This window comes from Embleya sp. NPDC001921 (assembly GCF_053594475.1).
The window spans coordinates 24,591-48,270 of the sequence record NZ_JBSFEO010000050.1; the positions used below are offsets into that span (position 1 = coordinate 24,591).

Here is a 23,680-nt window from a genome sequence, read left to right on the forward strand (position 1 = left end):
TCCGGACGGCGACGATCGGCCTGTGTGGGTCCGCGGACGCCGCCGCGCGGCCCCACCCCCGCGTGGGCCGCGCAGCGACGTGGAACGGCCCGCCGTCCCGAAGGGGGGTGCCGCGCGGGGAAGGCGGGCCGACCGCAACCACCGGACACCTCTCGGGGAGGAGAGGTGTGTCGGTGACCGCGGACTCTACCCGCCCGCCCCGACACGAGGCCCACGGCGAGGCGCCGGCGGAACGACCCGATGTCGCGCCCATCGGGTCGGCGGCCCGTGCGGGACCCGGGGCCGGGTCGCTCGTTGTGCCGACCGTGGTGGGCCGGCGTCCCCGTCGCCGGCCCACCCCACACCCGCCCGGAGGGACTCGTGCTCAGGCTGCCTGGAGCAGTTCTTCGGTCAGGATGCGGCGGTACGCGGCGAGGCGACCGGGGCGGCCCACCGTCACCGCGCCGACGAGGCGCCCCGCGCGGTGGCATGTGACCTCCAGCCTGCGGCCGAAGAGGTCGTACTGGGCGACTCGGTGCTCGTCGGCGTAGGCCGGCAGGCCGACGGCGCGCAGCGTGGACCCGTGCAGGTCGGACCAGAAGGAGGGCACCGCGGTGAACGGCCGGGCGTCGTCGCGGTGGAGCAGGGTGCGCGCGGCCGCCGCGGCTTGCTCGGCGGCGTTGCTCCAGTGGCCGAGCGCGATGGAAGCGCCGTCGGCGAGCGGGTGCGGCCACATGGCGACGTCGCCGGCCGCGACCACGTTCGGCAGCGGCCCACCGTTTTCGTGCAGCACCCGCAGGCACGGGTCGCACGCCACGCCCCCGGCCACCAGCAGGCCCGACCCGGAGAGCCACCCGGTGTTGGGTTCGGCGCCCAGAGCGAGGACGGCGAGGTCGGCGTCGATGGTGTCGCCGCCCGAGAGGACGACCTGGGTCAGGGCGGGATTCCCGGTGAAGCCCAGCGCGGTGCGATGGGTCACCAGGGTGATTCCGGCGCCTCGGTGCAACTCGGCAACGTAGGCGCCGACCCGCTCCCCCACCAGGCGGGCCAACGGCTGGGCGGTCGACACCACCAGGGTGACGTCGAGCCCGCGGCCGCGGGCCGCCCCCGCGATCTCGCTGCCCAGGAAGCCGCCGCCGACCACGGTGATCCGGCGGCCCGCACGCAGTTCGCCGCGCAGTGCCGCCGCGTCGTCGCGCCCGCGTAGGGTGCGGACCCCGTCGGGGACGTGGCGGGCCGGATGGGGCCGAGCGGCGGCGCCGGTGGCGATGACCAGTCCGTCGTAGTCCAGTTCGCGGCCGTCGGCCAGTCGGACCGTGCGGCCCGCCGGATCGAGGGCCTCGGCCGGGGTGCCGAGCAGCCAGGTCGCGTCGAGGTCGGGCGGGATCGGCAGGTCGCCGTCCTCGGGCCGCGCCGCATCGGTCAGCATGCGTTTGGACAACGGCGGCCGGTCGTACGGGAGATGCGGCTCGGCGCCGACCAGGGTCAGGGTGCCGCGAAACCCTTCGGCGCGCAGCGTCTGTGCGGCGCGCAGGCCCGCCAGGGACGCGCCCACGATCACGACGCGCCTCATGCGTCGTCCTCGGCGATGGTGATGGCGCGGACCGGGCACATCGAGGCGGCGGTGCGTACGTGCTCGGCCAGGGCCGCGGGGGGTTCCGCGTCGTAGATGAGATAGTCGTCGTCGTCGAAGGCGAACACATCCGGTGCGGCGAAGACGCATTGACCGTGGCTCTCGCACACCGTCATGTCCACGGTGATGCGCATGGGCGAACTCCCTTACAGGCTCAGGCGACAGGGGGATTGAAACGCGAGTACTCCGGGGTGCTCCAGCGCAGCCGCACGGCATCGGCGATCTCGACCACGTCGTGCACGGTGAACTCGACGAGGCGCTGGGCGCCCGGGACGGCGGCGATCTCGTCCGTGTCCCAGACGGTGCGCGCCGTGCCGGACAGGTGCAGCGACGAACCGTTGTCCCAGCCGGGGACGAACAGGCCGGCGGCCGGGTGGGATTCGAGGTTGCCGAGCGTGAGGAACATGGCGTTGCCGAGGTAGTCGGGCCAGCGCAGCAGGGTCGGCGAGAGTACCTGGACGAAGCCCGGGTTTCCGCCGCGGTGCGAGGCGTCCGCGTTGCCGGACCCGTCGGACGTGGCGACGAAGAAGGTGTCGGTGGCGCGGACGATGTCCTGCTGCGCGGTGGTGAGCGCGGTGCCCCGGCGGACCGCACGCGAGCGTGTCGCGCCGCCGGGGGTGTCGACGACATGCGCGTCGCGCCTTTGGATGTATTTGGGACAGTTGGCGATGACCTGGTCCAAGTCGACCCGCAGCCCGCCGTCCACCGGGGTGGAGTGCCCGTTGATCCGCATGCGGCGGCGGGTGGCGGGCTCGATGGCGATCATGCCGACCCGGGCCGGGCCGGAGAGCAGTTCGGCCAGCGGGTCCTCGGGGATCGGCAGCGCGTCGACGATCAGCGTGCCCGGGTGGGGAACCCGCAGGAATCCCGGGGCGCCGGTCAGTTGTGTCGCCCAGATGCGGCCCTCGCGGTCCGTGCCGCCGACGATGATCACGGGTTGGTCGGCGAGGAACGCCGCGGCGACCGATGGGATCGTGTCGCCGATTCCGGCCAGCGCGTGTGAAGCCTGACGGGTCAGGCCGGCGCGCTCTTGGACGGCGATCTCCCCGGGTTCGTAGTGGGTTGCCACGGCGTTCCTCCCGATTCGGTGTTGGGGTTGGCTGTCGCGGCGCGACCGCCGCGCGGGTTTAGAAGAAGCCGCAGGTGGGCGCGCCCTGCGTGGGCGCGTCGGCCGGGTCGGCGCCGCTCGGGGCGTAGATCTCCAGGCGAATGCCGTCCGGGTCGGTGAAGAAGATGCCGCCCGACGTGCCGTTCTCGCCGTGCGGTACCACGCCGTCGTACGCGAACTGCGCGTCGAGGCCGCGCAGGATCTGCTCGACGGCCTTCACCTCGTCGATGGTCTCGACCTGGAACGACAGGTGGTGCAGGCCGGCCCGGTCGGCCGGGAAGGCCTCCTCGCTCTGCTGCCACAGGGTGACCAGCAGCTTGCCGTCGCGGCCCAGGAAGGCGAACCGGCGGTCGGCCTCCTTGCCCTCGGCCGCGACGTCGAACCCGAATACGGCTTTGTAGAACGACACGGAACGGTCGAGGTCGGTGACGTTGAGGCCGACGTGGCCGGTCTGCAGTGCCTTGATGGTGCTCATCTCGTCCTTGCTCCTCGGATGGTGATGGATGGGCTGATCGGAACGAGTCTATCTAATGTTCAGAGTAGACTCTAGCCATTAGAAAGGAAAGCTTGTTCCCTGAGGTTGCCGCCTACGGTGTGACGACGACGCGGCCTCGGGTCGCGGGGTGTTCGGCGGCCTCGTGGGCCTGGACGATGTCGTCGAGGGCGAAGCGCCGGACGTCGGGGAAGCACAGGTCGCCCGCGCACAGTGCGGCGGTGAGTTCCACCGCGGCGGCGTGGTTGGCGTGGTCCGGGAAGTCATCGTTGCCCAGGAAGTGCACGGTGACGTTCTTGACCGCGAGCAACTGGAACGGCACCGGGGCCGGGCTGCGGCCGTTCGCATAGGTCGCGATGGTCCCTCCGTACGCGAGCGTCTCCAACCAGGTCGCGAGGTTGTCGGTGAACGCGCAATCGGCGACGCGGTGGACGCCGTCCGGCGCCAACTCGCGGATCCGTCGGGCAACCTGACCGGACGTCAGGTCTACGGCGTGATGCGCCCCCGCGGCCAACGCCCGGGCGACATGGGCGCCCTGTCGCACCGCCGCGACCACCGTGGCCCCCGCGCGCCGGCCCACCGCGAGGGAGCTGCGGCCGACCGAGCCCAGCGCGCCGGTGACCACGACCGTCTGCCCGGTCACCGTCCCGTCACCGAGGATCGCCCGGTGACCCGTGATGCCCGGCCTGCCCAAGCCCGCCGCCTGGTCGAACGGGATCCCCGCCGGCAGCGGAACGGCCTGCGGGTCGGGCACGACGGTGTACTCGGCGGCGGTGCCGAACGGCCGGTAGGACTGCGCGAGGTAGACCCAGACGCGCTCCCCGAGCCGGCGCGCGTCGACACCCCGCCCCACCGCGTCGATCACTCCGGCGCCGTCGTCATGGGGGACGACCCGGGGAAACCGCATGACCGATCCCGGCGTCCCCTGCCGCTTGCGGGTGTCGCACCGATGGACGGCGGAGACGGCGACCCGGACCCGGACCTCGCCCGGTGCGGGAAACGGTGTCGGTAACTCGCCGAGGGTCAGGACATCGCGGGCCGGACCGTGGCGCTCGTACCAGGCCGCTCGCACTGCGGCTCACCGCACGCCGGCCGAGCGGTGCGTGTCGGCAAGCGGGGCCGGCGGCGGCGCCGAGTCGTACGACGCGCCGCGCGGGCTCTCGGAGAGCACGAGGAGCTTCACGACACGCGTGGTGGGGTCGTTCACAGCAGGTTCCGTTTCACTCGGGAAGGTACGCGGCACGTCCCGTCGGGCGGCACCGCTTCGGGCCGTCCGCGGTTCGCCGCGGCTCGTTCTGACTCTTCGACCGTATGGTCGCCGGCCCGACCGGACGAGGGACCCGGCCCGCCACCGAAGGGACGGCAGATGCCAACGAGGCGGCCACCATCGACGCGGCGCCGATCATGATCTAGCCTCGGAAACTGTGCTCAACGGAACCGTCTCCGCCCGCATGGGGCGCTTCATGGTCGACGCCGCGCGCCGGGCGGGGATGGATCCGGCCAGGCTGGTACGACTACCCGACGTCGGCGACACCGTCCTGGCCGACGAGTTCGCTCGGGTGTCCACACCCACCGCACTCGTGCTGTGGGAGCAGATCGTCCTCGGACGCCCCGCGGTACACGCCGGCTTGCACGCCGTCCAACTGGCCCCGATGGGTACCTTCGGCGTGTGGGACTACCTGTTCACATCCGGCGAGACACTCGCGGAATCGCTGCGCACCGGCTGCGGCTACGTCACGGTCATCGGGGATCCGGGCGCGGAGAAGCTGCATGTGACCGACGACGGCCGCCTGTTCACCGTGACGCACTCCACCGGCCCCGCCGAACCCGATGTGGTCGCCGCCGTGGAGCAGTTCGTCCTGCCGTTGATCAGCCGCCGGGCAACCGAGGGGCTGCGGCGTCCCGTCGTCCCGGTGCGAGTCACCTTCCGACACGGACCGCCGAACACGCTCGGGCCGCTGACCGATCTCCTGGGCACCCGGAACATCGACTTCGGCGCCCCGGTCAACTCGATCACCTACCTCGCCGAGGACGCGCACGCCCCGATGCCGCAGACCCAGCCGGGCCTCCAGGACGTCCTGCGCAGCCACGCGGACATGACCATCGCGTCGGCCAAGCCGGTCCTCGGCTGGCACGGCACCTTCCGCACCACGCTCCGCGCGACCTTCCACGACCCCGACCTGTCGCTGGCCTCGGTCGCCCGGCGGATGGCACTCAGCCCGCGAACGCTGCAACGCCGACTCGGCGAGCTCGGCACCACGTGGCGCGACGAAGTGGAAGTGGTACGCGAGGAACTCGCCATGGACCTCATCCGCGACAGCGACGTCCCCATGCGAACGATCGCGGCCCGCGCGCGCTTCAGCGACGCGCGTGCCCTGCGCCGCGCCGTCCTCCGCTGGCACGGCACCACCCCGGGCGACCTGCGCCGGCGTCACGAACACTCGGCGCCCCCGAACGGCGAGAACCCCTCCCCGAAACCGCCGACCGACCCACCCCCACCCGCCCCGCACACATGATCCGCACCGGGCACCGCAGCAGCGCACCGCATCACTGCGGGCCCGCTCCGGCGACGGCATCAAGCGCGTAGACGTCCTGTCCCGGGCAACCACACGGAATCTCGCCCCTGCCGCGGTCGTAGACGCGCCATTCGCCCCGCGACCGCACCGTCGTCCCCACCACGATCCGGTTTTGTCCGAAAGGACTCGTGGGCGGAGCCGATCCCGGGTACACGCGCGGGATGGAGACCTTCGAGGTGCTGATCTATCCGTACAACGTGCAGGACATGCCGCCGGCGGCCCGGGGGCCGGCCGTGCGGTCGGCGACGGTCCGTCCCACCGGCGAGAAGGGAGCAACCGGTCATCCGCGCTACGCGGGCGACGACGTGCAAGCCGATATCGATCCGGCCACCGGAACGGTCGAGGCCATCACCGTGGACGGCGCCGAACTCCAGGACGGCTGGACCGCACGAATCGCCGACGCATAGCGCGGCCCGCGCGCCTCTGAACCACCCCGTCCACGGGAACCCCCGAGGAGGACCCGCCTCCGCGACGGCGCGATGGCGGGCCCGCCTCGGGAACGTTCACCGAGCCTCCGCAATCGTGGCGAGGTGACGAGGTGACGCGGCGAAACCGGTGTGGTGACTCGGCCGGATGGTCGAGGCGCTGGTCCACGTGGTTGATCGTGCCTGCCGGACGCCACGACACACGCGTCGCGCGCGGTTCGCGATCCCCCCGAGCCCGGCCTCGTCCCCGGCCACCACAACGTATTCCTCAGCGGCGACGACGAGACCGCCAAGGCCGAAGTGGCAACCCTGCTGGGCTCTTTCGGCTGGACCCCCGCCCAGATCATCGACCTCGGCGACCTGTCCAGTGCCCGCGCGACGGAACTCCTGATGCCCCTGTGGCTGCGCCTGTACGGGGTCCTGGGCCCGGTGGACTTCAACATCTCGATCGCCACCGCCCCCGCCACCCAGCCCTCGACCCACTCATGACCCGGGTCACGCGAAACGGGTAACCGACCACCCACCGTCGCCGAGGCGTCGAGGCGTCGAGGCGTCGAGCGCGGCCGGACCGAGCGCGACGCCTTGGCGGCGGTTTCCGTGTCCGCCCGGTCCGGAGCGCCACGACGTGCATTTCCTCGCGGAACCCCCGGCGAACCCGAGCCGCGAGCGCCCGGTCATGCCCGCATGTGTTTGACCCTCCAGTACGCGAGACTGCCCAGCCCGGCCGTCAGTATCAGGTAGCCGCCGAGTTCGATCCACTGGAACGACCAGTACCGGTCGGCCGGTTGCAGGGTCACGTCGAAGTGCAGGCGCTTGGCGGCCAGGCATTCGTGGACCGCGCCCGGACCCTCGCTTTCGGCGATCGACTGGAGGGCGAGGTCCAGGCAGTCCGCGACCATCGACGGGTAGACGATGTGGCCGGACTCGGTTCGCAGGTTCGAGGTTTGGGAGAGCATGAGGGCGCCGGGCACCTCGTACCCCGTGACGACAGCCGGTCGGTCGTGCCCGAAGGACACGTCGGCGTTGCGGTCGTCGAAAGGCACCGATACGGTCGCCGGCGGGCGCAGATGGGGCCGTACGAGCCCCGGCACGAGGAGCAACACCGCGCCGACCACGACCAGCGTCACCGCCATCGCCGGCACGGTCCGGCGCAGGAACAGCCCGGCCGTGGTGCCGACCACGAACGCGAAGAGCGCGTACCCGACCGGTACGACGTTGCGTGAGGCGAACGACAACGCGGCGAATCGCTTGTCCTCCACCAGGTCGTAACGGCTTGCGGCCCAGGTCAGCAGGAGACTGAGCGCGGCGGTCAGCACCAGTGCCGAAAGGCCCGGCAGCAGCAGTTTCACCGCCAGCCAGCGCCGCCGGGTCACGCTCTGGGTCCAGGCCAGCCGCTGCGTGCCCGTCTCGAACTCGCGCGCGAGAATCGGCGCGCCCCAGAACGCGCCGATGACGGCCGGCAGCAGGAGCAGGAATACCCCCGCCGCATTCACCGTGGACGCGTATTTGCGCAGGAAGGCGCTCTTCGCGTCGTCGAGCAGGCAGCCGTCCGTCGGTCGGCAGTCCAGGATCTCCGTGTTGTACGTGTGGCGCATCGCGTAGCCCACGAAGCACAGGACCAGCGCGTACGCCGCGCATCCCGAGAGCAGGGACAACGCCGGCGCGCGGAACTGCCGCCAAGTCACCCAGATCATCGGACGACCTCCCCGGCCATGTACGCGAGCACCAAGTCCTCGAGGTCCACCGGCCGGCCGTCCGGGTTCGGCACGATGTGTTCACCGGCGCCATCGGTCACGCGCGAATGCCCGGCGAGCAACGAGGAGACCTCCCCGTCCAGTTGCACATGGGCGGCGGCCAACACGATGAGGTGGTCGCAGACCCGCGCCAGGTCGCCGAGCAGGTGCGAGGACAGCACCACGCTCACCTCGACCTCGGCCACGAACTCCTGGAGGTCCTGGAGGAACATCCGCCGGGCCAGCGGGTCGAGCGCGGCGACCGGCTCGTCCAGGATGAGCAGTTGCGCGCGCTTGGCCGCGGCCAGGGTCAGCGCGAGCTGGGCCCGCTGCCCGCCGGAGAGCCGGCCGGCCTTCTGCGCCGGGTCCAGGCCGAGCCGCTTGATCCGCGCCTCGGCGTACGGCTGGTCCCACCTCGGGTTCAACCGCGCACCGAACCGCAGGTGGTCGGCGATGGTCAGACTCGGGTACAGCGGCGCGTCCTGGGCGACGAACGCGACGTCGGCGAGCTGCGCCGCGCCCTCGCCGGGCCTGTGTCCGAGCACGGCGATCCGCCCGGACGTCGGGGTGAGCAGGCCGCCGGCCAGGCCGAGAAGGGTGGACTTGCCGGCCCCGTTCGGCCCGACCAGTCCGACGACCCGCCCGGCCGGGACGTTCAAGGTGCACTCGGTGAGGGCGACGCGGCGGCCGTACCGCATGCCCAGTTGCTCGGTTTCGATAACCGGTGTGGTCATGGCGACCGTTCTAGCCAACCGGCGGTCACGGGCGGGTCCGCGCCGTTGTGACCCGGCTGTGACGGGTGACCCGGCTACCCTCAGCCGATGCGGGTACTGGTGGTGGAAGATCAGCGCGACCTCGCCGACTCGGTCGCCAGGGTGCTGCGCCGCGAGGGCATGGCCGTCGACGTCGCCTACGACGGGGCCGACGCGCTGGAGCGCACCTCGATCGTCGCGTACGACGTGGTCGTACTCGACCGCGACCTGCCGGTCGTGCACGGCGACCAGGTGTGCCGCGCGCTCGTCGCGGCACAGGTGCCCGCCCGGGTGCTGATGCTCACCGCCTCCGGCACCGTCGCCGAACGGGTCGAGGGCCTGGGGCTCGGCGCCGACGACTACCTGCCCAAGCCCTTCGCGTACGCCGAACTCGTGGCGCGCATCCGCGCGGTCGCCCGACGTACCCAGCGGGCGACCCCGCCGGTGCTGGTCCACGGCGAACTCCGGCTCGACCCGGCCCAGCGGACCGCCACCCGGGCGGGCGCGCGCCTGTCCCTGAGCCCGAAGGAATTGGCCGTGTTGGAGTACCTGTTGACCAACCGTGGCCGCGTGGTCTCCACCGAGGAACTGCTCGACCGGGTCTGGGACGAGGCGGCCGACCCCTTCACCACGACCGTCAAGGCGACGATGAATCGGCTGCGCGCCAAGCTCGGCGACCCCCCGCTCATCGAGACCGTACCCCGCGCCGGCTACCGGATATGACCATGCCATACCGTCTGCGCCTGCGGCTCACCCTGCTGCACTGTCTGATGTCCGTCGTCTCGGGCGGACTCCTGCTGGTCATCATGTACGCGCTCGCGCGACACTTGCCGGGCGACATCGGCTTCGTCCCGCGCGTCGACCAGGCCGGGCCGGCCGACCCGCTCCCGCCGGGCGGCCGAGTGCCGAACCACGTCGGGCCACGGCCGGAGCGGCCTCGGATCGATCTGGTCCTGCCAACCATCGCGCTGATCATTCTGGGTCTCGTCTCACCGGTCCTGGGCTGGCTGATCGCCGGCCGGATGCTGCGCCCGGTGCGCACCATGACCGAACGGCTGCGGCAGATCTCCGACCACAATGTGCACGAGCGGCTCTCGCCCAGCGGACCGGAGGACGAGCTGAAGAACCTCGCCGACACCGTCGACGGGCTGCTCGGCCGGCTCGAGGTGGCGCTCGACGCGCACAAGCGGTTCGTCGCCAACGCGGCCCACGAACTGCGGACGCCGCTGGCCGTCGAGCACGCGCTGCTCGAGGAGCCGCTCATCGACCCGGCCGCGGACGTGGCGTCGTTCCGGGCCAACTTCGAACGGCTGCTGGCCATCAACGAGCAGCGCACCCGGCTGCTGGAGTCGCTGCTGACCCTGGTCGGGAGCGCCCATGTGCGCGACCGCGACGAGCCGGTCGACCTGGCGTCGGTGGTGGCGCGAACGCTGCGGGATCGCAGTCGTGGGGATGTGGAGATCGACGCGGTGCTGGAGCCGGCGCCGGTCGTCGGCGACCCGGCCCTGGTCGACCGGCTCGTGGCCAACCTGTGCGACAACGCCATGCACTACAACGTGCCCGGGGGCAGGGTGGAGATCAGCACCGGGCGCAGCAACGGCACGGTCGTGCTGCGCATCGCCAACACGGGCCCGGTCGTACCGCCGGAAAAGGTCGACGAGCTCTTCGAGCCCTTCCAGCGCCTGCACCGCACCGCCGACGACGGTCACCAGGGACTGGGTCTTTCCATCGTCCGAGCCATCGCCACCGCCCACGGCGCCAGGCTCACCGCGCACGCCCGGGCGGACGGCGGGCTCACCGTGCAGGTCACCTTCGAAGTCGCGCAACCCCGCCCCCAAGCCCTCGCACGGAAGCCACGTCACCGAGGGACAGCCTTCAAACGAGCCGACTCACAACCGGACCATCCGCGCGACTGAACCCTCCGACCACCCCGGACGGTCCGGCGGTCCCCGTCGACCGAACCCGAATCCCGGAAGCCGGCACGACCCGAGTTCGATACCGTCACCTACGCGAACCGACCGCACTCGCAGTCGGTTTCGCACGGCGATCATCGCCGTCCCGACCCCGGGCAGCGGATCTCGCCCGCCGGATAACGTGGCTGGAACAGGGGGTTCGCGGTGTGCGAAGTGGATCACGAGGCGGCGGCGGTGGCCGCGATCGCGAAACTGGTGGCGGCATATCCGCACCTGGCGCAGGGCCCCTGTTCGCACCCCGCGTTGGCGGGGTGCGAGGACGTGGTGTGGTCGGCGATCCCCGACTGCCCTATGGACATCCCGGTCGTGCTGCGTGGTCTGCTGGACCCCGACGCGGCCGAGGAGGCCGAACGGGCACTGGGCTGGGTGGTGATGTCCGGCCCGCTGAGCATCTCCACGGCCATGGCGGCGGTCCTGCCGTTCTTGCTGCGCCTGGCGGCCGATCCCGAAGCGCCCCGCCGGGACGAGCTGTTCGTCCTGGTGCTGGTGGCCGCCGCGTGCTCCGAGCCCACCGACCCCGACAACGCATACGCCCTGGCGATCAGCGGCCGTGAGGAGGACCACCCCGAACGCGCCCTGTGCCGGACCGTCTTCGCCACCGACGCGACATGGGTACGGCGGCTCCTCGACGACGACACGCTCCTGTCAAGCGCCCCACTGCGCGACGACGAACGCACATGCCTGCGCACAGCCGCCGGTCTATGACAGGGCCGGCCACCCTGCCACCACAGCCGCCATCACGACCTGCCTTCTCTTCCCGTGGCCGATACCCCACCATTCCGCAGACGCGAGGGCCGACCGCGTCCTGGGGTCGAGTGCATGTGTGGTGCGGCAACCGCACCGAAGAAGCGGAGTTCGGGTACGCGGGCCACCCCAAGTCCTGGCTCCGGGGCCAGGGGTGACAGGGAGCAGCGTTGCGGTGTCGGTCTGCTGAAGTATCCTTCCCGCCACCGCACACCGACTCGGAGGACCAAGAGCGTTGACTGGCCTGTCTGCATTCCCGCTGCCCTTCCATGCTTCCCGTGCCAAGGCGTTCGCAACTCCCCGAACACTGCGGGAACTTCAGATGATGCAGTGCAGCTCACACATCCGGGCGAAGCCGGGGTGGTTCGACAAGATGAACGATGCCGACATCGTCGCCAGGTGGACGCGGGAAGCGGTCGCCCAGGGCCTCACCGAAGCGCAGGTTCGTTACGTGCTTGCCGAACTCCTGCACTACGCCGCGCTGCGGGACGGAGGAACCGGCGTCGAGGTGTCAGCCGTCGACGGGGTGTGGCAGTCGGACACACTGATCGACGACGAGCTCGGATCCCGGCTGCGCGAGGCGGTTCGGGTTCTGGAACAGGTCCCCGAAGCGGAACTGGACTGGCATCCCGGATCCGACGGCCAGGTACTGGATCTGGTCCATCCCTCGCTGTTCTGCCTGGTGAGAGAGGTCAGCGGTGCACCCGAGCGGGCTTGGCAGAACCCGACGGACCGCTACTCGAGGTACGAATTCTCGGAGAAGTTCCAGTGGCTGCCCACGGACGTCGACGTCAGTGACGACGGCGATGTCGCCTTCCGTTCGTACGTCAACAACGTCCATCCCGAGACCCATCGCGAACTGGCGTCCGTCCTGCCGGACTTGTTCGCGCGCTTGCGCCCGCTGCTGGAGAACGTGCTCACCGATCTGCGTCAGCCGCGGCCCCTGCGGATCGAGGCCGATCCTTACGGGTGGTACGACTCGGAACCGGAGCACCCGGACGAGTCCTCCTACAGTGATGACGCGGCCTACGAAGAAGCCCTCGGTGCATGGGAAGAGGCCCAGGAGGACTGGTGGGAAAACCGCCGTCCGGTCGTCCCGGACGCCCCGACCTTCACCACGCCCGAACTGCCCGACGAAACCGCCCGAGTCGACCTGCGCGGCCACCGTCTCCAGGTCATCGTCAAGCTCGCCACCATTCATCTCACCCCGGACAAGCCCGAGTACCCAGGTGGTTCCTGGCACGTCGAGGGGATGATGAACGAGCGGATCGTCTCGACCGGCATCTACTACTGGGACAGCGAGAACATCACCGAAAGCACGCTGAGTTTCCGGGCGGCACTCGACAACCCGTCCTACGAACAAAACGACGACAACGGTCTGCGTGACGTCTACGGCCTGGAGGACGAAGACGCGCTGAACCAGATGCTGGGATCGACGTCGACCCCGGCGGGCCGCTGCCTGGCGTTCCCCAACATCCTGCAACACCGCGTCGGCTCATTCCGCCTCGTGGACCCCACCCGCCCGGGGCATCGCAAAATTCTCGCGTTCTTCCTGGTCGACCCGTCGGAAAGAATCGTCTCGACGTCCGATGTGCCACCGCAACAACCATGGTCCGACACCTCGACCATGACGCTTGCACAGGCCAAGACCTACCGCGAACAACTCATGCGGGAACGCAAGTTCTTCGTCGACGAACACAACGAGCAGATGTACGAACGAGAATTCTCCCTCTGCGAGCACTGAACCTTCCCGTCCTGAATGCGCGCAGGTTCAGGAACGTGTGGCCGGCTGGACGACGGTGAGGGGCGAGGAGGTGGACGCCGACGAACGGCGGCACTGCGAGAGAAACGCCGTCGGCCGGGACTCCGACCGTTCGACCACCACCTACCCGCCCAAAGCGGACCCGGCCGGCGCTAGGGTGCGAATTGCAGGCCCTGGACCGCCGTCACGTACCAGTCTCCCGGAGCTTGGGACTTCCTCCTGGCCACCGCCTGGCTGTTGGTGTCGAGGTTGTTGTACTGGATGCCCCGCCACCCGGTGGTGAGGTCGCCCGAGGGAACGGCGCCGAAGAGTTGGCCGACGACGGAGGCGTCATAGGCCTGCACGGCATGGAGTTCCTCGTCCAGGGGGATCTGCCCCTGGATGTTGGCGCTGCAGGCCCTCTCGACGAACTCGGCGTCCTGGACCTCCTGGTAGACGCAGTGCGCGTCGTTCTGCCGGTCCAGCACGCGCGACCAGGCGTTGCCGACGGTCTTCATCTGTTGACGCACGGCGTCCTGCCTGAGGTCGATGCCGGTCTCCTCGAAGAACTCCATCCGGCCGGCGGTGATCACGTCGGCGGCGGTGACGGAGCCTCCGGGGATGACGAGTTGCCCACACCCGTTCAGGACGCTGGGCTGGGTGGGGTTGCCGCCGAAGCGGGACCCGTACACGTTCTTCCAGGCGACCAGGGCCCGGAACTGCCTGGGGTTGGTGGCGGGGATGTCGTAGATCAGGTGGTAGGCGTACATGTCCTCACCTCTCGTTCGGCGAATTGCGGTCACGGTGGCGCGGCCGCGTCTGCATGTGCCCGATCCGCTGTCGCGGCGACAGCCGGAGTTCCGGTGTGTGCGGGTTCCGATGCGAGGCCGCGACGCCGATCGGGAACGGTTCACGTGTTCCGTCGAGTCGTCGGAACCACCATCGGAACCGAGTTGGTCGTGGACGGCGTCGGTGCCGCCCGCGGCCGTGTCGCGGGATGAGAGCGGGATGGGAACGGGATGGGAACGGGATGGGAGGAGGAACGGGCGCTGGGGTCTACACCGGCCGCGTGTGTTCGAGCTTCTCCTCGTGGTGAGGATCCGGTTCGTCGCCGCGGTCCGAGCCGCGGGGCGGATGGCCGCCCGGGGCGGTCGCCCTCAGCCGTCCGGGTCCCCCACCGCCGCCCCGAGGCGGCCCCGGGCGGTGGCCAGGACCGCGTATCGCGCCGCGTCCTTGGCGTCGACGTTCTCCGGCAGGGTCGGCGACGCGACGTCCGTGCGCCGCTCGATGCACTCGCCGCCGTCCTCGGCCGGGCGGGCCAGGGTGTGGGTGTGGGTGTCGGCGACCGGGTCGGCCCGGCCCACATCGTACGAACCGTCGTCGCGTCGGATCGCCCGGGCCGGCGGCCCCTGGAATGGTTCCGACCCCTGCGCCGACCTACCGTTGTCCCTCATCGCAAGCCCCCCGGCTCGATGGGTGCGTCTCGGTACGAAACAACCGATACGGCGTCAAGCACCTTCACTCTAGGCACTCCGCCCATCGCTCTGCAGCCGTATGGATACATGGGTGAGGTTTGGCGCGAATCAGTACAGCGACCCCGAAGTGGCCGGAAATACCGCACCGGCATCGACCGTGCCCCGCGCCGTCGATCCACAGCAGACGGGTGCGCCGTCGCAGCCGATGAGTCGGTCGCCTGCCGCCCGGTCGATCCGCCTCCGTCTTCGTCTACGCCTCCTCACCGGACGCGCTCGCGGGCCGCGTCACGGTGCCGGGGGCCTCGAACCGGTAACTGCGCTCCACCCGGGCGATACGCACCTCGTAGGAGGCGTACCAGCGCTCCCGTCCCAAACGCTGGGCCTCTCGGTGCTCGGCGTTGTCACGCCAGGCCTTCAGCGACTGCTCGTCGGCGTAGTACACGTGGGTCACGTCGCGGCCGTCGGCGGTGCGGGACGACTCCCGTCCCAGGTAGCCCGGCTGCTTCTCCGCGAGTTCGAGCATCCTCGCTTCGAATCGCGCGTAATTCTCCGGGTCCTCTCCGGACAGGACCGTACTGAGAATTGCCACGTAATACGGTGGCACGGGCCAACCGCTTCCCGGATTTTCGATGATGACGACTCTCCCGACTCGCGACGGTCCGCACGTTGCCGGCAGCAGGGTACACGTGCTCGCCAAGACCAAGGCTGTGCCGAGTTGCAGGACGGCCGCAAGTGCCGGGGCGGAAGACTCGGTCGACGGAAGGTGCCGCATGGCAGGTGGGCTTCGTAAGAGTTCGGAAAGGTGTGCAGGGCTCCGTCGGAGTCGGTTTCTCCGCTTGACTGTTCGGTGTCGCAGTCGGACTTCGAAGGTCGAGGGATCAGCCATGACGCGAGTGTTGCGGGTATTGGCCAAGCCGTGGGTGTCGGGGCTGTTGGTCGCGGGAGCGGTCGCGGTCGGGTTCGGGTTGTACTGGTTCCAGCCGTGGAAGTTGTGGGTGGACGACACCGTCGACGAGGCGCTGCCGCCGGTCGCGGCGGCGCCGCCCGTTCAGGTCGGGCCGCCGGCGGCCTCGGCCGGGTCGACCGGTTCGACTCCGGTCACCCCCGCTGCCCCCGCCGGGCCGGGTGCGCTCGCCGCCGGTGAGTTCATCAGCCACGAGCACGCCACATCGGGCAGCGTGCGGATCGTGCGTCTCGCCGACGGCTCGCGCATTCTGCGTCTGGAGGATCTCGACACCAGCAACGGACCGGCCCTGCGGGTGTGGCTGACCGATGCACCGGTCAAGCCGGGCAAGGACGGCTGGCGGGTGTTCGACGACGGCGCCCATGTGAACCTCGGCGAGCTCAAGGGCAACAAAGGCAACCAGAACTACACCCTGCCCGCCGACCTCGACCTGGCCCGCTACACGAGCGTCTCCATCTGGTGCGATCGGTTCGACGTCTCCTTCGGAGCGGCGGCGCTGACCCCGACGGCGTGACCGAGGCCTCGGCGAGCACCCGCCGGCGGTTCCATCGCACCCGGCGCGGCGAGGTGAGCGCCGAGGACGTCGATCACGCAGTGCGGCTGACGGGCGCCTGACGCAGGCGCGGCGACGTGGGGAGGACGCACGGAGTACGTTCGCGTTCACCCGCGGACGCGGTGCGCACGGTGAGTTGTCCCGGGCCGGCGCCATCCGTACCCACTCGTGACCCCGAGCCGAACGCCCTCGGCACCCGACCGGTTCGGCCGGGACGTCGTGGCGGGTCAGCCGAGGGCATCGATACGGAAGTCGGTGATCAACGCGTACGGAGCGGCCGAGTTGATCGTGTGTACGCCCACGCGGATGTCCGCGGTCGCGTTCCGGCCCGGGTCCCGGGCGTCGAGCGTGATCGAGTCGCCGTCGTTGTTGCTGGACACGGTGAGGGTCAACGCGTTGCCGTCCACGCGCACCACGAGATCGACGAGGGTGGCCGGATGGGCGAATTTGCGGGAGGCGAGGCTGACCGCGGTGCTGCCGGAGCGGGTGATGTAGCAGTCGCCCGTGGCGCAAGCGCCCATCCCGATGTTGTCCTTGACCACCACGGCGACACAGGTGGTCGGGTTGAGCCGGGAGGCCTGCAGGGTGACCTGATACTCATTCGGCAACGTGTACCCGGGAAGGGAGAGCGAGGCGTACGGGGACTTGTGGCCGGCGTCCCAGGTGTACGTGGCGCCGGTCGAGGTACAACCGACCGATCCCTCCGGCACCGTCCACCGGGCGCCGTCCTGTGCGCAGTTCGGCCCCGGCGCACGCGCCTCGTAGCGGCCGAGGACTCGCCTGCCCGGCGAAGTCGCGCCGGCGGACGCGCTGTTCGCCGTGGCGGATCCACCACCGCCCTGCGTGGCCGACGTGCGTGCGGATGGGCTCGGCGAACGGCGGGCGTGGTCTTCGGTCGAGCGACCGTACCAGTGCGGCGCAGCCACGAGGACGGCGACGACGCCGGTCAGCGCGACAGCCGCGACGACGAGCACCCGATGCCGCGATCGGCGGCCGGGCACTCGTGGGGGCCCTTCGACCGGCGGGCCCGGTGCCTCGAGCCGGCCCGGGACGGGAACCGGAGCGGAAACCGGGACGGGAACCGGAGCCGGAACCGGTCCGGGTTCGACGGCCCGTGAAGCCGTGCCCGGCGGGGCGGTTGCGGCACCTGGGATCGCCGAGGCGGGTAGTGGCGCGAGACCGGCGCGGTTGTACAGCCACTCTTGGTGGGCCGCCGCGTTGCGCCCGAACTGTTGGGGCAGCGGACTGTTCCGCGCGGCCGACCGGGCCCGGATCACGCGCCATACCGCGTCCGGGGTCAGCGTGGGGCCCGCCCCGGGGATGCCGTGTTCGAGGATGTCGATCAATTCGCCGCCGAACTCCGGGTAGCGCGCGTGGCTCGGGGCCAGGGAGCGTCCGTGGGCGGGTGCGGAGGTGAGCAGGTAGATGCCGAGGTCGCGTTCGGTGGAATCGTCGGCGACGGCCGCACCGGCCCGCACCATCCGGGACAGTTCTCCCGGGGTGACCTGCGACGCCCCCATCTCGCCGGCCAGACCGCTGTAGCAGCAGTCGAGGATCACGATGGTGCGTCGAACCCGGTAGCCGGCCCGACGGAGCACATCACGCAGGACCGGATAGGGAATGCTGCCGATTGCGGGGTGTTCGTCGTCGGCGTCGCGCAACGCCAGGAACAATTGGCGCCCTTCGTGGTCCCGCAGACCGTGGCCGGCGAACAGGACGAGCAGCAACTCGGGGTCGGCGGCGGCCGCGTCCCGCACGCGGGCGAGCACCTCGGTGCCCGTGGCCGCCGCGCCCAGGACCGTGACGTGTTCGGCCGGCAGGCCCAGCACCGTTGGTTCGCGGAGGAGTTCAGCGATCCGGCGGACGGCCGGGCCGACCGATGGAAGCGGGGGGAGACGACGGTAGCCTTCGATGCCGATCAGCACGGCCCTGACGGCGGACGGGTCAGGGACGGCCACCGTCCCCGTCCTCTGTCGCCGGAGGGTCGTCGACGGCCGGATCGGGGGCGTCGCTCAGCGCCTGGATGATGCGCGCGGCGGTCTCCGCCGACCCGTCCTCGACGACGATCCGAAGGTCGTCTCGGGTGATCACGATCGGTACGCTCCGACGGCTGCGCGGCAGAGCCAGCCGGTAGGACATGTGCGCGTAGGCCAGGCTCGCCGCGGAGAAGCCGGCGGTGGTGGCCAGGCCGATCCACTCGATGGCACCACCGGACATTCCCCCTTCCGGTGGCGGTGTACGGATGCGCTCCACCCGGGCGTACAACGCGACGTCACGGTCCTCGGTGAGCCACGCGGCCAGGCCCTCGGTGAGGCGGACCGCTTCCTCGGCGTCGATGTCGGTGCCGGTGTCCACTACGCGCATCCGGATCTCCACAGCGCCCCCGACCGCCTCTCCCGTACCGCCCGACGTGGTCCGACCATGCTACGCACGGCACGGGAGACACCGGAGCCTTTACCGACGAATCACTTGTCGATGCGTTCGCCGGTACCGCGACGTTCCCGAACTCGCCTGCGACAGACTGCGGTTCCGGACTCCGAGAGCCCGCAACGGCTCGGTCCGGGTCTCGCACCACCCTCCCTCGACCCGGACCGAAAATCCTTCGACCGACCCCGGAGGATGGCGTTAGGGTCGGCGTGCGGGGGCGGCTCCGCGGCGTGCTTCCTTCTCACTCCGACAATCGACAGCGCGCCCACTCTCCGCCCCCGCTTCGTCTTTCGTCGGGAGTAACCGGTACATGAGTGGTGGCGTGCGCAGCATCGTTCGAGTCGATACCAGTACTGCGGCCGACGATCTCGACGGCCTCCTGGTACGACGTCTGGCGCGGGTGTACGTCGACGCGAAGCGGGTCGGGCCGGATCAGGCCGGTGTGAACACCCGCGGGATCGCCGCGCTGGAAGCGGACCTGGTGCAGCGCGGCTACGTGCTGAGCGCGCCGTTGCGGACCGCGCTGGGCGGATTGCGACCGGTGGATCTGGCGACGCACGGGATGCGGCTGCTGGCGCGGCTGGATGCCCGGTTGGGCAACGATCGCCGGCACCGTCCGCTGTTCGCCGGCTTCCCGGCGCAGGTGCCGAACTACGCGCAGGCGCGCTACTCGACCCGGATCCGGGCGTTCCTGCTCAACCAGCCGAACCAGCCCTGCGCGATCTGCGGTCGGACCGGTGACATCGGCGCGCTCGCGCCCTGCGCACACCTGTTGTGCTCGACGTGCGCACCGGTCGAGGGGTTGCGCGCGTGTCCGGTGTGCGCCGAGCCGATACGCGTACGCCGGCCGCACCTGACGGCTGCGGGCAGTCGGACCGCGGACATTCTCGTCCCGATCGGCGGCACCCTCGCACCGCTTCGCCTGGGTGTCGACCGGAACGCGGACGCGCTCGGCGAACTGCTGGGCCTGCTCGCCCGGCGCACGCCGCCCGGGCCGCAGGACCGGGACGATCTGGCCCTGCTCGCCGCGCACGCCCCGGCCGACGCGGGGCGGTGGTTGCCCACGGAGATCCCGGTTCGCGAAAGCAAGGCAGTCGTGCTCGCCGGCCTGCTGCCCGACCACCTGCCGGCGGACCGGTTGGACACCGCGACCGATGTCCTCCGTGTGTTGTGGGCCTGGTCCGGTGCCCATCCCGACCTGGTCACCGCACCACGGTTGCGGACGGTGCCGCGTCGCGTGCGCCGGACACTGCTCGCGGTACTGGACGCACTGCCGCTCGAGCACGTGCACGAGGACCTGCGCCGGCACCGCGAGGCGTGGCTGCGCGCGGGTGAACTGCTGCACCCCTTCGACTACATCGGCGCGTACCCGAACGCCGCGCTCGCGTTCGCGGCGCTGCGCGGGACCGACTCGGCGACCCATCGGGCCGGCCCCGCGTTGCTGGTCGCCGCCGACGCGCACGGCGACGCGGTGACGGTGCCGGCGAACCGGATCGTGGTGCGCGGCTTCGCTTCCCGGGTAGAGACGCTGCTCGCGGCCGGGGACGCGGCCGGCGCGGCCGCGCTGCTGGTCCGGCGTCCCGGCGAGTTGGTGCGCCGCCTGCACCACCTGCTGCGGGTCCGGGCAGGTGTCGAACCCACGCTGCCCGCAGGGCTCGTCGCCGCGCTGCCGGGCGTGCTGCGCCGGGTCGGCCCCGGTCCGCTGCTGGGCGCGTGGGGTCGGCTGCGGGCCGAACGCACAGCGGGTGAGCGGCGGGTGTGGTTCCCGCGCGGCAGCGTCGCGGGAGCGTACGCACGCGACGACGCGGGCGAGCCGGTCCCGGCCGCGCTGAGTACGCCGGTGTGTGCCCTGATCGAGCATGAACTGATCCGGCGGGCACGGGAGTTGCCGCGCCACGACGTCGCGTTCCTGGACGCCGGCCTGGACGACCTGATCGCGCCGTTCGCCGAACGCTCCACCGCGAAGGCCCTGGTGGCGATCCCGCGCGGGAGCACGCAGCCGATGCCGGGTGGTGGTCGGATCCGGCTGTTCCTGCACTGGATGCAGGCCGCGGATCAGCGGGTCGACCTGGATCTTTCGGTCGCGCTGTACGACGCGAACTGGGAGTTCCGCGGCCTGTGCGACTACACGAACCTGGTCTACGGCCCGGACCGCGCGGTGGTGCACTCGGGCGACTTCACCTCGGCGCCCGCACCGCACGGCGCGAGCGAGTTCGTCGATCTGGACATCGCCAAGCTCGCCGCGCAGGACGTGCGGTACGCCGTCGTGGTCGTCTTCAGCTACAACGACGTCGCCTTCGACGACCTGCTCGACGCGTTCGCCGGTTTCCAGGACCTGGACGCGGTGGCCGCCGGGCGCACGTTCGATCCGAGTGCGGTCCGGCAGCGTTTCGATCTGGCGGGCGACGCGCGGATCTGCGTCCCGATGACCGTCGACCTGGCCGCTCGCACCGCGCAGTGGACCGACCTGAACCTGTCCGGCGAGGACGGCCTGCACGACGTCTTCCGGCACACCGACCGGCTCGCCGAACTGGCCCGCGATCTGCGCATCCACTTCGCTCCCGGGGGCCGGGCCACGCTCGGTGACCTGGCCCGGATCATCGCCGCCGCGACCACCGACCGGGTGCTGATCCGCGGCGGGCGCGCCGAGGAGGTCGCCGAGTACCGCCGGGGTGTCGACGAGAGCGTCGACACCTTCGCGGCCCGCGTGCGCGAAGGTGTCGGCGGTACCGCGGCCCACTTCGATCCGGCCGAGGACCTCGCCGGCCGCGCGTTCGTGGCCCTGGTCCACGGCGACGTCCCGCTCGCCGGCACGGGCACCTTGTACCGGCTCTACCCGGGGCCCTCCGACAGCGCTCCCGACGACGTGCTCCGCTGGTCGGCCCCGGACCTGACCTCGGCCTTCGCTCCGGCGGAGTAGATCGCCGAACCGCCCTGCCTCGGAGGGCGGATGCGGGTTCGCGGGGCTTTGCCGGAGGTGCGCGACCAGTACGGCGTCCTCGTTCTGCTCGTCCGGCAGCGTGTTGACCACGTCCTGGATGCGCGTCTCCAGGTTGACGGTCGAGGTGAGCGGATGAGCACGCACGCACGCCGAGCCCGGTCAGGGTCACCGGGTACGCCCGATGCCCGTGCTCACGCAACCGCCTGGCGAGCGGCTCGAACGTCCGTCCGCCGTGGCACATGCCGGGACGAGAACGAAGGTGGCCAAAGGGCGTGGCAGCCGGCTACTGCCCGCGCACGGGGCGCGCCCGACCGGGTACGGCCCGCGCACGGGGCGGGCGAGCCGCGGAAGAGGGACACTGGAGACGCAGCGGCACCGCACCCGGCGCCGCCGGGTGCGGGTGGGCCGCAGGAGGTTTCCATGCCTGACACCAAGGTGCGCGGCGGGCACCCGCTCCACGACGACCACCACGGAATGCACTCGCCCCCGCGCGTGGTGGTTCGGGAGAGCGACATGCGCCCGTCCGACGAAGACTGCACATCGGAGCAGACCGCCCACGCCTACGAGACCTCGCAGGCCGAGGGTGACCGCGCCGAGGACGAAGACGACTGACCGATCGAATCGGCAGGCCCGGCCGGGTCGGCGGGACGCCGCATGGCCTTCGGAAGAGCCAGCGCGGCCGGGAGACCGATGAGGGCGCCCACCGCGACCATCGCCACGGCGGCCCGGATCCCGCCCACCGAGACCAGCACCGCCAGGCCGGCCCCGGAGCCGAACTGGAGTGCGGTGGACGCCAGTCCGGAGGCTGCGCCCTGCTCGGCGTCCGCGACGCCCGACGCCGCGGCGACCCACATCGTGGTGAACACGATGCCGGTGCCCAGCCCGAAGGCGACGATGCCGGGCAGCAGTCGGGTGTACGACGAGTCGTCCGTCATCCCCGCCGCCAGCACCGCGGCCCCCAGCGCGGCGACCGCGAAACCGACCATCAGCGTCCGACGCACGCCCAGGCGCCCCGCGAGGCGCTCGCCCGCGAGATTGCCCACCGTGATCGACAACGTCGGGCCCAGGAACGCGACCCCCGTGCGCAGCGCCGAAAAGCCCATCTCGTCCTGGAACCACAACGTCAGGAAGAACGGCACGGCCTGCAGGGTCAGTCCGAACACCAGGATCACCCCGGTCGCGGCCGTCAGGCCACGGTGCGTGAACAAACGCAGCGGCAGCAGCGGATCGGCCGTCCGCGACTCCACCATGGCGAATCCCGCGAGCAGCAGCAGTGCCAGTCCCACCGCGCCCGGCACCCGCGGATCCGTCCACCCCCACTCCGGTCCCTGCGCGATCGCGAACACCAGCAGCGTGAGCCCGACCGTGCCGGTCAGCGCGCCCGGGAAGTCGAAGCCGGGCCGCGCCGCACCCGCGCCGTCGCGCCCGCCATGCTCCCCGCGTCCACCCTGCCCCTCGCACCCTTCGCACCCGTCGTGCTCCATACATCCGTTCTGTCCCTCACACCCCTCACACCCCTCGTGCCCCTCGCGCCCGCCGCGCCACCCCGCGTCTGCGGGCAGCAGCGCGAACGCGGCCAGTCCGGCGACCACGACCAGCGGCACATTGACGTAGAACACCGCCTGCCAGCCGAACGCACTTGTCAGTACACCGCCGAGCAGCGCCCCCAGGCTCAGCCCGCCCGCTCCCGACACCGCCCACACGGTCAGCGCCCGGGTCCGCGAACGCCCCTCCGCGAACAGCGTGTTGACGAGCGACAGCGTCGCGGGAAACAGGACCGCGCCACCCACACCCTGCACGGCCCGCGCGCCGATCAACGCGCCCGGCGCGGTGGCGAGGCCGCCCAGGAGGGAGCCGGCGCCGTACAGCGCCATGCCGAGCACGAACATGCGGCGTCTGCCGAGCAGATCCGCGAGCCGGCCGCCGAGCAGCAGGAGTCCGCCGTACACGACGGCGTACGAGCTGACGACCCACTGCAGCCCGTGGTCGGAGAAGCCGACGTCGGCGGCGATCTCGGGCAGCGCGACGTACACGATCGTGAAGTCCAGTGCGGTGACGAGGCCCGCGAGGGCCAGGAGGGCCAGTGTCCAGGCGGGGCGTGCGATATTGGCGGGGCGTATGAGGTTGGCAGGCGACGGCATGAGGCCGACCTCCGGAACAGGC

At 71.2% G+C, this 23,680-nt stretch carries 24 protein-coding genes; 10 read left to right on the forward strand and 14 right to left on the reverse strand.

The features are described from left to right. Positions 1-364 precede the first annotated feature (364 nt). From ACWCPW_RS41095 to ACWCPW_RS41120, 6 genes are all read right to left on the reverse strand, one after another. The gene (locus tag ACWCPW_RS41095) at positions 365-1,552 is read right to left on the reverse strand and encodes an NAD(P)/FAD-dependent oxidoreductase (RefSeq protein WP_449766728.1); all 1,188 of its coding nucleotides are present in this window, start codon (positions 1,550-1,552) and stop codon (positions 365-367) included. Further along, the gene (locus tag ACWCPW_RS41100) at positions 1,549-1,746 is read right to left on the reverse strand and encodes a ferredoxin (protein ID WP_449766729.1); all 198 of its coding nucleotides are present in this window, start codon (positions 1,744-1,746) and stop codon (positions 1,549-1,551) included. Before ACWCPW_RS41100 ends, ACWCPW_RS41095 begins: the two co-directional genes overlap by 4 nt. A 20-nt stretch (positions 1,747-1,766) precedes the next feature. Beyond that, on the reverse strand, positions 1,767-2,681 hold the full coding sequence (locus tag ACWCPW_RS41105) for a pyridoxamine 5'-phosphate oxidase family protein (protein ID WP_449766730.1): 915 nt from the start codon (positions 2,679-2,681) through the stop codon (positions 1,767-1,769). Between the two features lie 58 nt (positions 2,682-2,739). Beyond that, on the reverse strand, positions 2,740-3,195 hold the full coding sequence (locus ACWCPW_RS41110) for a VOC family protein (RefSeq protein WP_449766731.1): 456 nt from the start codon (positions 3,193-3,195) through the stop codon (positions 2,740-2,742). Positions 3,196-3,307: 112 nt separating this feature from the next. After that, a complete protein-coding gene (locus ACWCPW_RS41115) occupies positions 3,308-4,285 on the reverse strand; it encodes a zinc-binding dehydrogenase (RefSeq protein ID WP_449766732.1) in 978 nt (325 codons plus the stop codon). Positions 4,286-4,291: 6 nt separating this feature from the next. Further along, positions 4,292-4,420 carry a hypothetical protein gene (locus tag ACWCPW_RS41120; protein ID WP_449766733.1) on the reverse strand — a complete coding sequence of 43 codons (129 nt, stop codon included), beginning with the start codon at positions 4,418-4,420 and terminating at the stop codon, positions 4,292-4,294. A 217-nt stretch (positions 4,421-4,637) separates the two neighbouring features. Here ACWCPW_RS41120 and ACWCPW_RS41125 point away from each other — a divergent pair, with 217 nt between their 5' ends. The 3 genes from ACWCPW_RS41125 to ACWCPW_RS41135 all read left to right on the forward strand — a co-directional run bounded on the left by ACWCPW_RS41125 (position 4,638) and on the right by ACWCPW_RS41135 (position 6,703). Continuing rightward, complete coding sequence (locus ACWCPW_RS41125) at positions 4,638-5,729, forward strand: AraC family transcriptional regulator ligand-binding domain-containing protein (protein ID WP_449766734.1); 1,092 nt, start codon at positions 4,638-4,640, stop codon at positions 5,727-5,729. Positions 5,730-5,950: 221 nt separating this feature from the next. Then, positions 5,951-6,196 (forward strand): hypothetical protein, encoded by a 246-nt coding sequence (locus tag ACWCPW_RS41130; protein WP_449766735.1) that lies wholly within the window; start codon positions 5,951-5,953, stop codon positions 6,194-6,196. A gap of 318 nt (positions 6,197-6,514) precedes the next feature. Next, the gene (locus ACWCPW_RS41135) at positions 6,515-6,703 is read left to right on the forward strand and encodes a hypothetical protein (protein ID WP_449766736.1); all 189 of its coding nucleotides are present in this window, start codon (positions 6,515-6,517) and stop codon (positions 6,701-6,703) included. A gap of 185 nt (positions 6,704-6,888) precedes the next feature. Here the strand turns inward: ACWCPW_RS41135 and ACWCPW_RS41140 are convergent, their stop codons facing one another. Beyond that, positions 6,889-7,908, reverse strand: coding sequence for an ABC transporter permease subunit (locus ACWCPW_RS41140; protein ID WP_449766737.1), 1,020 nt, complete (start codon positions 7,906-7,908; stop codon positions 6,889-6,891). Next, complete coding sequence (locus ACWCPW_RS41145; protein ID WP_449766738.1) at positions 7,905-8,681, reverse strand: ATP-binding cassette domain-containing protein; 777 nt, start codon at positions 8,679-8,681, stop codon at positions 7,905-7,907. The genes ACWCPW_RS41140 and ACWCPW_RS41145 overlap by 4 nt, the downstream gene beginning before the upstream one ends. A gap of 87 nt (positions 8,682-8,768) precedes the next feature. On the opposite strand from ACWCPW_RS41145, the gene ACWCPW_RS41150 reads away from it, so the two are divergent. From ACWCPW_RS41150 to ACWCPW_RS41165, 4 genes are all read left to right on the forward strand, one after another. Then, the gene (locus tag ACWCPW_RS41150) at positions 8,769-9,422 is read left to right on the forward strand and encodes a response regulator transcription factor (protein ID WP_449766739.1); all 654 of its coding nucleotides are present in this window, start codon (positions 8,769-8,771) and stop codon (positions 9,420-9,422) included. Positions 9,423-9,424: 2 nt separating this feature from the next. Beyond that, positions 9,425-10,615 carry a sensor histidine kinase gene (locus ACWCPW_RS41155; protein WP_449766740.1) on the forward strand — a complete coding sequence of 397 codons (1,191 nt, stop codon included), beginning with the start codon at positions 9,425-9,427 and terminating at the stop codon, positions 10,613-10,615. 201 nt (positions 10,616-10,816) lie between these two features. After that, positions 10,817-11,377: a hypothetical protein gene (locus ACWCPW_RS41160; RefSeq protein WP_449766741.1), complete on the forward strand. Its 561-nt coding sequence runs from the start codon at positions 10,817-10,819 to the stop codon at positions 11,375-11,377. A gap of 274 nt (positions 11,378-11,651) precedes the next feature. Continuing rightward, on the forward strand, positions 11,652-13,160 hold the full coding sequence (locus tag ACWCPW_RS41165; RefSeq protein WP_449766742.1) for a DUF4246 domain-containing protein: 1,509 nt from the start codon (positions 11,652-11,654) through the stop codon (positions 13,158-13,160). 170 nt (positions 13,161-13,330) lie between these two features. Here ACWCPW_RS41165 and ACWCPW_RS41170 read toward each other — a convergent pair whose 3' ends face one another. From ACWCPW_RS41170 to ACWCPW_RS41180, 3 genes are all read right to left on the reverse strand, one after another. Beyond that, positions 13,331-13,927 carry a hypothetical protein gene (locus ACWCPW_RS41170; RefSeq protein ID WP_449766743.1) on the reverse strand — a complete coding sequence of 199 codons (597 nt, stop codon included), beginning with the start codon at positions 13,925-13,927 and terminating at the stop codon, positions 13,331-13,333. Positions 13,928-14,314: 387 nt separating this feature from the next. Beyond that, positions 14,315-14,611 carry a hypothetical protein gene (locus ACWCPW_RS41175; protein ID WP_449766744.1) on the reverse strand — a complete coding sequence of 99 codons (297 nt, stop codon included), beginning with the start codon at positions 14,609-14,611 and terminating at the stop codon, positions 14,315-14,317. Positions 14,612-14,882: 271 nt separating this feature from the next. After that, positions 14,883-15,221 (reverse strand): antibiotic biosynthesis monooxygenase family protein, encoded by a 339-nt coding sequence (locus tag ACWCPW_RS41180; RefSeq protein WP_449766745.1) that lies wholly within the window; start codon positions 15,219-15,221, stop codon positions 14,883-14,885. A 295-nt stretch (positions 15,222-15,516) separates the two neighbouring features. Here ACWCPW_RS41180 and ACWCPW_RS41185 point away from each other — a divergent pair, with 295 nt between their 5' ends. Next, positions 15,517-16,110: a DM13 domain-containing protein gene (locus ACWCPW_RS41185; RefSeq protein ID WP_449766746.1), complete on the forward strand. Its 594-nt coding sequence runs from the start codon at positions 15,517-15,519 to the stop codon at positions 16,108-16,110. A 266-nt stretch (positions 16,111-16,376) separates the two neighbouring features. On the opposite strand, the gene ACWCPW_RS41190 is transcribed toward ACWCPW_RS41185, so the two are convergent. Next, a complete protein-coding gene (locus tag ACWCPW_RS41190) occupies positions 16,377-18,107 on the reverse strand; it encodes a caspase, EACC1-associated type (RefSeq protein WP_449766747.1) in 1,731 nt (576 codons plus the stop codon). Then, positions 18,094-18,513: an effector-associated constant component EACC1 gene (locus tag ACWCPW_RS41195; protein WP_449766748.1), complete on the reverse strand. Its 420-nt coding sequence runs from the start codon at positions 18,511-18,513 to the stop codon at positions 18,094-18,096. The genes ACWCPW_RS41190 and ACWCPW_RS41195 overlap by 14 nt, the downstream gene beginning before the upstream one ends. Positions 18,514-18,898: 385 nt before the next feature. Here ACWCPW_RS41195 and ACWCPW_RS41200 point away from each other — a divergent pair, with 385 nt between their 5' ends. Both ACWCPW_RS41200 and ACWCPW_RS41205 read left to right on the forward strand, forming a co-directional pair. Then, on the forward strand, positions 18,899-21,496 hold the full coding sequence (locus tag ACWCPW_RS41200; protein ID WP_449766749.1) for an MXAN_6230/SCO0854 family RING domain-containing protein: 2,598 nt from the start codon (positions 18,899-18,901) through the stop codon (positions 21,494-21,496). Positions 21,497-21,937: 441 nt separating this feature from the next. Beyond that, positions 21,938-22,129, forward strand: coding sequence for a hypothetical protein (locus tag ACWCPW_RS41205; RefSeq protein WP_449766750.1), 192 nt, complete (start codon positions 21,938-21,940; stop codon positions 22,127-22,129). On the opposite strand, the gene ACWCPW_RS41210 is transcribed toward ACWCPW_RS41205, so the two are convergent. Then, positions 22,078-23,658 (reverse strand): MFS transporter, encoded by a 1,581-nt coding sequence (locus ACWCPW_RS41210; protein ID WP_449766751.1) that lies wholly within the window; start codon positions 23,656-23,658, stop codon positions 22,078-22,080. The two genes, ACWCPW_RS41205 and ACWCPW_RS41210, sit on opposite strands and share 52 nt — an antisense overlap. Between the last annotated feature and the right edge of the window lie 22 nt (positions 23,659-23,680).